Raw genomic sequence first — 10,266 nt, forward strand, 5'->3', positions numbered from 1 at the left:
TTCTTACACTGCTTCTAGGCGACCATGATTAATCAAATCATAAATATTCTTTTCCCTGTTTTTGCTCTTGTCGGAGTTGGCTATTTGGTCGGTCGTTACATCAAGCCTGACTTTCGCCCAATAAACCGCATTAATATTGAGGTTTTTACGCCAGCACTGGTATTTTCGTCACTCGTTAGCATGCCGCTCGATTCAAATCAGGGGCCGCTTCTTTTGGCGGCAATTGTTGCGGTTTTAATTCCCGCACTACTCATGATCCCGGTATGTCGATGGACGTCACTCTCGTTTAAAACCTGGGCGCCACCACATATGTTTCGGAATAGCGGAAATCTAGCTATTCCTTTGTTTACCTATACGTTTGGAGAAATTGCGCTGTCGTCAGCAGTGCTTTTATTTGTCGTGTCAGCATGCTTGCATATCAGCTTAGGCGTAATGCTGCTTAGTCATGGCAACCCTTTTAAGCAAATAGTCAAGATGCCAATCTTTTTAGCAGCGTCGTTGGCTCTGTTTCTCAACGTGTCAAATGTGGGTGCATGGGCGCCTTTATACGAAGCCACTGCTCTACTTGGGCAAGCGGCCGTACCCGTGATGCTTTTATCTCTGGGGGCACAAATGTGTCATTTACGGTTGGACGGTTTAAAGATTGGTGTGTTGTGTACCGTGCAGTCACTGGCAACTGGTGCTGTCGCTTTTGCACTTATTTATTGGTTAATTCCCCTTCCAACGATGCAATTGCAAATGATGGTGCTCTTCACAATGCTGCCGCCAGCCGTCATGAATTACCTATTTGCGGAAAGACTGAATATAGAACCCATGAAGGTGGCGTCAATGGTACTATTTGGCAACTTTTTCAGCATTCTTACGCTGCCTCTTCTGCTTAGCTATACCCTCTCACTCGCTGCCTAACCGCCAATAAGCTATCGTTAGCGTGTATTAGCTGAAAAACAATACGTTCCTAATCTCGGGTAAGGGCCATCCCTAGTTTGGTCTAGTATTTTAAAATAATGAGGGGTGGTGCGAGCAGTAAGGAACTTGAACAACGATAAGGTAATCCTAAAAATAAAAAAACCCTGCCAAACTGGCAGGGTTTTCATTTCTTAAGAAGATACGTTACGCGAGATTAGTCACGTAGAGACGCACCAAACTTCTCAGAAACGTGAGCAACGATAGCGTCAACCGCACCAGCGATATCTGCATCTTCAAGCGTACGCTCAAGTGACTGTAGAGTCAGAGCGATTGCTAGGCTCTTCTTACCTTCTTCAACGCCTTTACCTACGTAAACGTCGAACAGTTTTGCATCTTTAAGGAACTCGCCACCTTGCTCTAGACAAGCGTTAACAATGTCACCAGATGCAACAGCTTCATCCACTACTACCGCGATATCACGACGGTTTGAAGGGAATTTAGAAAGTGCTACCGCTTCTGGGATCACTTTGCTGTTAATTGCAGACCATTCGATTTCGAATACGATAGTACGACCATTTAGACCGAACTTACGCTCAAGCTCAGGGTGAACGGTACCGATCACGCCCACTTCTTTGCCATCTACGATGATTGCCGCAGATTGACCTGGGTGAAGTGCTGGGTTAGCTTTTTTGCTTTCAGGTGACAGTGCAGCGAAAGAGTACGCTTTTTCGTTCGCAGATAGCTCTAGAATCGCTTCTAGATCGCCTTTAAGGTCGAAGAAATCAACCGTGTTAGTTTCGATATCCCAATGTTCTTCACCGCGAGTACCAGCGATAACACCCGCTAGCATAGGCTCTTGGCGCATGCCGTTTTCTGCAGATTCACATGGGATGAAACGTAGGCCGTATTCGAATAGACGAACGCGTGGCTGTTGACGCTTCTGGTTGTGAACAACCGTGTTCAGCAGACCTTGGATAAGACCAAGACGCATTGCTGACATGTCTGCAGAAATTGGGTTTGGAAGTACTAGAGGCTCAACACCAGGTACAACTAGCTTTTGCTGCTCAGGCTCAACGAAGCTGTATGTGATTGCTTCGTGGTAACCACGGTCAACAAGAAGATCACGAACGCGTTTCAGTGGAAGATCCGCTTCAACGTGGTTGTGCATCTTAAGTGCTGCTGCTGGGTTTTGGTTAGGAATGTTGTCGTAACCGTAGATACGGCCAACTTCTTCAATCAGATCTTGCTCGATAGCGATATCGAAACGCCATGTTGGCGCTACTGCCACCCAACCTTCTTCTGAAGCTTCTACAGTCAGACCTAGGCGCTCTAGGATTTCTACTACATCAGCATCAGCGATGTGGTGACCTAGTAGGTTGTCTAGTTTCGTGCGACGTAGTGCAACTTTGTTTGGCTTAGGTAGGCCTGCTTCAGATTCTACAGCTACAACAGGTGCTACTTCACCACCACAAATTTCAACAAGAAGCTGTGTTGCACGCTCCATTGCGCTCACTTGTAGTGCGTAATCCACACCACGCTCGAAACGCATTGAAGAATCAGTGTGAAGACCGTAGCTACGTGCGCGGCCACGGATGTGGTCAGGTGCAAAGAATGCACACTCTAGTAGAACGTCTTTAGTCTCAGTTGTTACACCAGACTCTTCACCACCAAAGATACCTGCGATTGCAAGTGCTTTGTTGTGGTCAGCAACTACTAGTGTATCTGCGTTTAGTTCTGCTTCGTTGCCGTCAAGAAGCGTTAGCTTCTCACCTTGCTCAGCCATACGAACTACGATGCCACCTTCGATCTTCGCTAGATCGAATGCGTGCATTGGTTGGCCTTGCTCTAGAAGAACGTAGTTAGTGATGTCTACTACAGGGTCGATAGAGCGAATACCACAACGACGCAGTTTCTCTTGCATCCATAGTGGTGTTTCAGCTTGAACGTTTACGTTCTTAATAACACGACCTAGGTAACGAGGACACGCAGCAGGAGCTTTCACTTCGATAGACACTTTATCGTCGATTGAAGGGGCAACTGCTTCTACTAATAGCTCTGTCACGTCAGCACGGTTTAGTACGCCAACTTCACGAGCTAGACCACGAATGCTGAAACAGTCAGCGCGGTTTGCCGTTAGGTCTACGTCTACTGTTACGTCGTCTAGACCTAGGAATTCACGGAAATCGGTACCGACTACTGCGTCTTCTGCTAGTTCCATGATACCGTCTGACTCAACGTCGATACCTAGTTCAGTGAATGAACAAAGCATGCCGTGAGATGGCTGGCCACGTAGTTTCGCTTTTTTGATTTTGAAATCACCTGGAAGAACAGCACCAACTGTTGCTACTGCTACTTTCAGACCTTGGCGACAGTTAGGTGCGCCACAAACAATGTCTAGAAGCTCTTCTTCACCCACGTCAACTTTAGTTACGCGCAGTTTGTCTGCATCTGGGTGTTGACCACATTCAACAACGTGACCGACTTTAACGCCAGTAAAAGAACCTGCAACAGGAAGAACGTCGTCTACCTCTAGACCGGCCATTGTAATTTGGTGAGTTAGCTCGTCAGTAGTAACCGCAGGGTTTACCCACTCACGAAGCCATGATTCGCTGAATTTCATGTTGATGAACCCTCTGGATTACTTGAACTGTTTTAGGAAACGAAGATCGTTCTCGAAGAACGCACGTAGGTCGTTCACGCCGTAACGAAGCATTGTTAGACGCTCAACACCCATACCGAATGCGAAACCAGAGTATTTTTCAGGATCGATACCTACGCTACGTAGCACGTTCGGGTGAACCATACCGCAGCCTAGTACTTCTAACCATTTACCGTTTTTGCCTTTCACGTCTACTTCAGCTGAAGGCTCAGTGAATGGGAAGTAAGATGGACGGAAACGTACTTCTACTTCTTCTTCGAAGAAGTTACATAGGAAATCGTGCAGGATGCCTTTCAGCTGAGCAAAGTTTACGTTCTCATCAACCAGCATGCCTTCCACTTGGTGGAACATTGGCGTGTGCGTTTGGTCGTAGTCGTTACGGTATACACGGCCTGGTGCGATGAAACGGAATGGTGGTTTACCATTTTCCATCGTACGGATCTGTACGCCTGACGTATGAGTACGAAGCATCAAGTCTGGGTTGAAGAAGAAAGTATCGTGGTCAGTACGCGCTGGGTGATCAGCTGCGATGTTTAGCGCATCGAAGTTGTGGAATGCATCTTCGATCTCTGGTCCAGCCTCGGTGTTAAAACCAAGTTCGCCAAAGAACTTCTCAATACGCTCTACAGTACGAGTTACTGGGTGTAAACCACCGTTTTCAATACGACGACCTGGTAGTGTTACGTCGATTGTTTCTGCTGCTAGTTTTGCTTCAAGCTCAGCACGTTGTAGTGCATCTTTACGAGCTGCGATAGCTTGCTGAACTACGCCTTTCGCTTTATTGATCTCTTGACCAGCTTCACGGCGTTCTTCTGGTGGTAGTTTGCCTAGGCTTTGAAGTTGAGCAGTTAGCTCACCTTTTTTACCCAGATACTGAACACGCACTTCATCAAGTGCGACTAGCGATTCGGCAGCTTCAATTGCAGTGCTCGCGCTAGCAATGATCTCTTCTAGATGTTGCATCGTTTCCTCATCTACCTGTAGGTAGTGTCCATAAGGGAGTGATTGGTTTTTTGATAGCTGTACATAGTAGCCAAACCGGGCACCAATGCCAAATTGAATTACGAAAAGAAGAGGTTATTGAATAAAAAGAGCACAAAAACGTCAAAAATGTCATCTTTAGTTAATCTGCCGTTTAGTTGTGCCCTTTTGTTTTAGAAATAGTATTGAATAGATAGCTCGATAAAATCGTCATCTCTAGCGAAGTAGAGCAAATCATTTGGTGTTTCATTTTTAAACAACCAAGCATCAATTTGCCACTTAACGTGATTCGATATTCGGCTCGATGCTTCTAACTTAGCATTGTAAACATTAGCGTTATCTAAATCCTTCGTGATTCCCATCAATACTTCCGTTCCGTCCTCATCATTGAGCGCCCAACGAATACCTGCAAACACATCATTTTGACCGATAGTTTGTGCGTTGTTCCCACGACTGTCATAGAGGTACTCACCAATAACTCCCACATCCCAAACCGTGTCAAATGCACCGACGAAGGTATACTCAAAACCCGTCACAAGACCGACATGATTATCAGCGCTATCTCGATAAACACTTTCTAGTTTCCATAACCAATCGCCAACAATTCCTTGCACATCCAGACCGACATGACTCATCAGAGCGTAGTAAGGCTTTAATTCTCCGTACTCTAAACGAAAGTAAGGATCCCGGTTTGTTCCATATAAATAGCTTAGGCCTACGTCCCAATCGCCAAGCATTTTCGAATATCGAAAAGCCACATCTACGTGCTTCTCTTCTCTGCTTGATTCATAGATAGCATCATCAGAGACAACGGGTTCGGTTCGCAAGCGGCCTTCTGTACCCGCAAACGTTCGTTCCCTAAAGTAAGGTAACAACATTGCGTGGACGGTGCCCCAGTCTTTGAAAGAGGTAAAATGTAACATCGGCTGACCGAGTTTATCTTCACCATCGACGGCTTCAATGGCATCTGTTTGGTTTACTACATCAACTAAATGGGCTGATTCAGTCACTCCCCAAAAGACCTTACTAATCCCAACTCGAAGCTCATAATCATCCCAATAAGTCAGATAAAGTGCCTCTCGTATGTCACCATGACTTCGCTCATCGTCTAGACCATCCAGACGATAGAAAGGTGTGAAAGTAAAGTTTGCATCACCATTTTGCATCTCCCAGTAAAATTCTGGCTGCAAAACCAATGACGTTTGCGCTTTGCTCTGACCCTGAGAGCCCGTTTTAAAAAACTGACGATGCTCAATATTGACTTGTCCTGCAAGCTCGACGGCAGTCAGAGGCATCGAGTAAAAAAAGGCTGCTGCACTAAGCAACAACCCAGCATTTAATCGCTTCATTTTTCCTCCACTATCTCACTCGCTTCAACACATTCTTATGAAAGTCATTGTCTTGTAATCCAGTGTTAAAACGCATTTCGCTAGTCGTTAGCTCAGTACTTTTTCCTGTTTGATGGTTTGTCATCGCCATAGTGTGCGCTCGCCAATATTGGTTGAGATATTGCTTGTAATCGGAAAAAGAAAGCGTTTTTAACAAAGAGCCTTTGCGGTCGTAAAACTCAACTTTAAGTGGACGATAATGCGCTTTATCTAACCATACCGTTTGCTTGGTATAACCTGAGTTCTTATCGGTCGGAATTTGCTCTACGACGAAAACATCTTGCCCGTTTATGCTGTCATCTTTTAGGTAGTTGAAACGGTATTTTTCAATCTCAAAGGAACTGAGATCCTCATACGCGAATTCACTGCCCATAAAAGGACCTGATTTGTTACGCGAGGAAATACGTTTCACACGTTTCAGTGCAGGAAGGTAAAGCCATTGGTCATCGGCACCCACCGTATGAGAATGGTTAAGAAACGCCGTGCCTTTTACATCTCTCGGTTCATCAAATATCGTGAGCCCTTTGTCACCATCGCCATCAACTTCGAGTGATTGTAAGCGCATTAAACGTGTGCTGCTTTCTCCTTGCGCGTTTCGCAGAATCATTTGCATCGTAGCAACAGAATCCCCCCACCCTTCATCACGGGCTTTGCGCTCTTGGGCAATTTCTAGTCCTTTGGCTTCATCCGCCAACACCGCATGACTCATAATAAGCGAGACAGAAAGTACTGATACTTTTAAGGCATTTTTTACTAAATTCATGTTCGATCCTTTAATTCGTTATGACTGAGTAACAGTCTTGGTTTGAGAGTCAGTTGATTTAAGCTTATTTCGGCGCTCCACCTCGTCGTAAACGCCTTTGTCAAACAACATCAGTAGAGTCGGTAGGAAGATGAAATCCACAACAAGGGCAATAAAGATGACAATGGCACTCAGCTGTCCCATATCGGCATTTAAACGGAAGCTCGACATCGCCAGAACAGAGAAACCAGCAACAAGCACGACCGTCGTAATCCAGAGTGCGCGCCCCACGGTACGAAAGGCGTAGCGAACCGCTTGCTCCGCACTGTGGCCATCTTTACGAGCGTGTTGATATTTAGAAAGAAAGTGAACGGCGTCATCGACAACAACACCAAGCGTTAATGTCACAACGACAGACAATCCCAAGTTAATCTCGCCAGAAACCAGCGCCCAAATACCAAAACCAATAAGCGCAGGAGCAATATTCGGGACAAGACTAATTAAGCCAAGCTTGAACGAACGCAAGGCAAAGATCAGTAATGCAGAGATTAAGACAAGAGTAATGGGCAAGGTTGACAGCATGCTGGCCATATTCGTTTCACCAATATGCGCAAACATCAGTGAAGGACTAGACGCAACAACATCATATTGAGGCGCGTTTTCGTTAAACCATTGGTAAATGCGATTTTCCAAATCAACAAGCTCGACGCTGCCCAAGTTCTCCACGGTGAGAACCATCTTGATCGACGACTTATCTACATTGATTTGGTTGTTCAAATCTAAACCATACGGTAGTGACATTTCATAAAGCAGCAGATATTGAGCCGCTAATTCTCTGTCTTGAGGGAGCGAGTAATAAGCCTGATCATCTCCATGCATGTTCTTGTTTAGGCGCTTATAAACATCGCTCAAGGTCGCAACATGGTCCGTTTCTGGCTGCAACCTTAGCCAGTCAGTAAATTTACCCACGGAATTGAGAAAATTAGGATCGGCAATGCCCTGCGATTCGTTGGTTTTTATCGCGATACTGATGTTCGCCATGCCACTGATTCGCTCTTCCATAAAATCAGCCGCTCGGCGAAATTCATTGCTATGGCCAAAGTACTCGACGGATTCATCATTGACTTTGTTCAGCGGAATCAAGCTCGCACTCGCGACAATAACAAGCACCGACAACGGCAATAACGCATGTCGCTTTGACACCACGAAATCTCCTAAATGATCCATAAAGTGCTTTCTTTCATCAGAAGTATCCGACTTCACCGTAACCGGAAGGATATTAAGCAAGGCGGGAAGTAACGTGATGGAAAGGAAACAAGCAACCATGACGCCAAGGGCTGATAGGTTGCCGAAATCTCGCAGGATTGGAGAATCCGACATATTCATCATTAAAAAGCCGATCGCGGTGGTAATGGAGGTAATCAAGATAGGCATGAAATTGAGCGCAATACTTCGCTCAATAGAGTGGGCTTTACTAAAGCCGTTTTGCATAGACTGACGCATTGTCGCGATGATGTGTACACAGTCTGCGACGGCAAGCGTCATCACCAAGGTAGGCACATTAACGGTCGCCGTGCTTAAGAACATACCAGCCCATCCTGACAAGCCCATTGTAACCATAACCGAGCCGATAATGACGATGAGCGTCGCGATGACGCTAAGCAATGAGCGCAACATGATGGTCAGAAACACCAATATCACTAGTAACATAGTTGGCACTAATGTTGCGCTATCGTCTTGGGCTGCGGTCATAAACGCGTAGTTCATTGCAATAATACCAGCCTTGTGGAATTCCGTGTCTGGGTACACTTGCTGATAACGCTCAATCATTCCGTTTATGTAAGCAACCACCTCTTGTACTTCAGCAGTTTTATCTATTTCAGGGAGTTGGACCGTAATGTTTACGACCGTGACATCTCCTTTTTCAGAAATCAGTGAACTTTTCAAAACCGGCTCACTCAACGCAATACTTTTGACTTTCTCTATTCGTTGAGGTGTCAATTCATATTCGCTATACAGTAAATCTTCGACAAGAAGATCATCTTCAAACGCTTCGGTATGCTGGTAGTTAGCGAGGGAATCAACGCGGGTGGAGTATGGAACTTGCCACGCCTCGTCAGTGATCTGCTGAATAAGAGATAATGTGCTAGGAGTAAAAACAGTGCCGCTCTTTGGCGCTATAACCAAAGCAAGACTGTCAGATTTTGCAAAGGTGGTTTGAATTTCATCAAACGCAAGTAACTGCTCATTTGTTCCATCAAAGAAGATGTCGTAATCTCCTCTAAAGTAAAGATTTTTTCCTCCAATGGTTGCTATGACAATCAATAAAACGGTAGCAAGCATCACCAATACACTGTAATTCGTTGGTAGCTTACCCCACCCTGAACGGGCGTATTGTTGAACGTTGTGATGTGGCATCACACTCTCCTTTTGTGACGTTTCGTCAAATTTAAAAACTAAAAAAAACAGCAAATGCTGTAAATAACCAGACAAACTCGACATGCAAACTTTAGATCGAATGAATTTGGCTACATAAGTTAGTTTTTAGTAACTTCCTATGCTTCTCGTGATCATTGGCTGAACGCCAACCTTCGAGATTCAATGACGATTCGTCACAATAGTGCGATAAAAAAGCCAACCATAACGTCAGATTGGCCTTTCCAGTTTATTAGCGATTCACTGACTCTAAATAAGCAAGCTCTTCACTAAATAACTCCTGCTCCACTCGACGCCAGGTTTTACGGTAGTCCCATTCTGTAGATAAAGGCGACCAACCTAAACCATCAAGTAACATATTCGCGTTGTGCAGTACTGAGAATGGGTCTTGAATTCGCTGAATACATCGACTGTTCGATGCATTTTGCGCCAAAGCGTTTGAACCGAATGCAATAGACCAGTTGGCGAATACAATAGCATCAGAACCAATTGCGGGAGAAAACTTAAGATCACCACATTCTACCGCATTGTTCACCAGCGCATCAGCACCATCTATTACTTGTTCTTCCAAGTTATTCAGTTCATTCACACGTTTAGGCGAAGCCTTCTCTAGAACCCAAGGCGTCTTTGCAACAATCGCACAAGTTGATAGTACTGGCTCCATACGAGCGTAAATACGATAACCTACATGCATCGCAATGATTTTTTCTCTGGTATTGCCATTAAATTTGGCGGTACGTTCGAAAAATATTGCTTCGCTTTTCAGCGAATGAATACAAAGCGCAAGAATCACATCTTCTTTGCTGCAAAAATGATTGTAGATCGTCCCTTTAGAATAAGGGCTTGACGCTGTAAGCTTGTCCATCGTTAAGTTGGCAAAGCCTTGCTCTTGAACTAGAGACTTAGCCAATTGAATAAGCTCTATCTCACGATCAGCAATCGCCTGTTGCTTTTTTGTTAGCCCTGAAGACACACGACATCCGTCTTGCTTGCTATATTTTTTACAGCGAAAGTTAAACATAATCCTTTGATCCGTATACCAACACACTCCCAATAATTGTAACACGATTCTTTAATACAGGAACGTAACTAAAGTTGACGAACCGTCACAAATGACACTTCGTCATAATAGATCAAAAAACAAACATTTCAAG

General features: G+C 44.9%; 7 protein-coding genes. 1 reads left to right on the forward strand and 6 read right to left on the reverse strand.

Annotated elements, in window-relative coordinates; genetic code table 11:
- Positions 1-24 precede the first annotated feature (24 nt).
- A complete protein-coding gene (locus tag CAG68_RS15140; RefSeq protein WP_005377901.1) occupies positions 25-906 on the forward strand; it encodes an AEC family transporter in 882 nt (293 codons plus the stop codon).
- A 214-nt stretch (positions 907-1,120) separates the two neighbouring features.
- On the opposite strand, the gene pheT is transcribed toward CAG68_RS15140, so the two are convergent.
- From pheT to CAG68_RS15170, 6 genes are all read right to left on the reverse strand, one after another.
- Complete coding sequence (gene pheT, locus CAG68_RS15145) at positions 1,121-3,526, reverse strand: phenylalanine--tRNA ligase subunit beta (RefSeq protein ID WP_086046657.1); 2,406 nt, start codon at positions 3,524-3,526, stop codon at positions 1,121-1,123.
- Between the two features lie 18 nt (positions 3,527-3,544).
- On the reverse strand, positions 3,545-4,528 hold the full coding sequence (gene pheS, locus CAG68_RS15150; RefSeq protein WP_005385470.1) for a phenylalanine--tRNA ligase subunit alpha: 984 nt from the start codon (positions 4,526-4,528) through the stop codon (positions 3,545-3,547).
- A 191-nt stretch (positions 4,529-4,719) separates the two neighbouring features.
- On the reverse strand, positions 4,720-5,895 hold the full coding sequence (locus CAG68_RS15155; RefSeq protein WP_086046656.1) for a hypothetical protein: 1,176 nt from the start codon (positions 5,893-5,895) through the stop codon (positions 4,720-4,722).
- A 10-nt stretch (positions 5,896-5,905) separates the two neighbouring features.
- Complete coding sequence (locus tag CAG68_RS15160; RefSeq protein WP_025766823.1) at positions 5,906-6,697, reverse strand: outer membrane lipoprotein-sorting protein; 792 nt, start codon at positions 6,695-6,697, stop codon at positions 5,906-5,908.
- A gap of 18 nt (positions 6,698-6,715) precedes the next feature.
- A complete protein-coding gene (locus CAG68_RS15165) occupies positions 6,716-9,094 on the reverse strand; it encodes an efflux RND transporter permease subunit (protein ID WP_064353837.1) in 2,379 nt (792 codons plus the stop codon).
- 250 nt (positions 9,095-9,344) lie between these two features.
- Positions 9,345-10,133 carry a TetR/AcrR family transcriptional regulator gene (locus CAG68_RS15170; protein WP_005377913.1) on the reverse strand — a complete coding sequence of 263 codons (789 nt, stop codon included), beginning with the start codon at positions 10,131-10,133 and terminating at the stop codon, positions 9,345-9,347.
- Positions 10,134-10,266 lie beyond the last annotated feature (133 nt).

Origin of the sequence: Vibrio sp. V42_P2S4T144, assembly GCF_009904715.1 — a bacterium.
GTDB lineage: Bacteria > Pseudomonadota > Gammaproteobacteria > Enterobacterales > Vibrionaceae > Vibrio > Vibrio alginolyticus.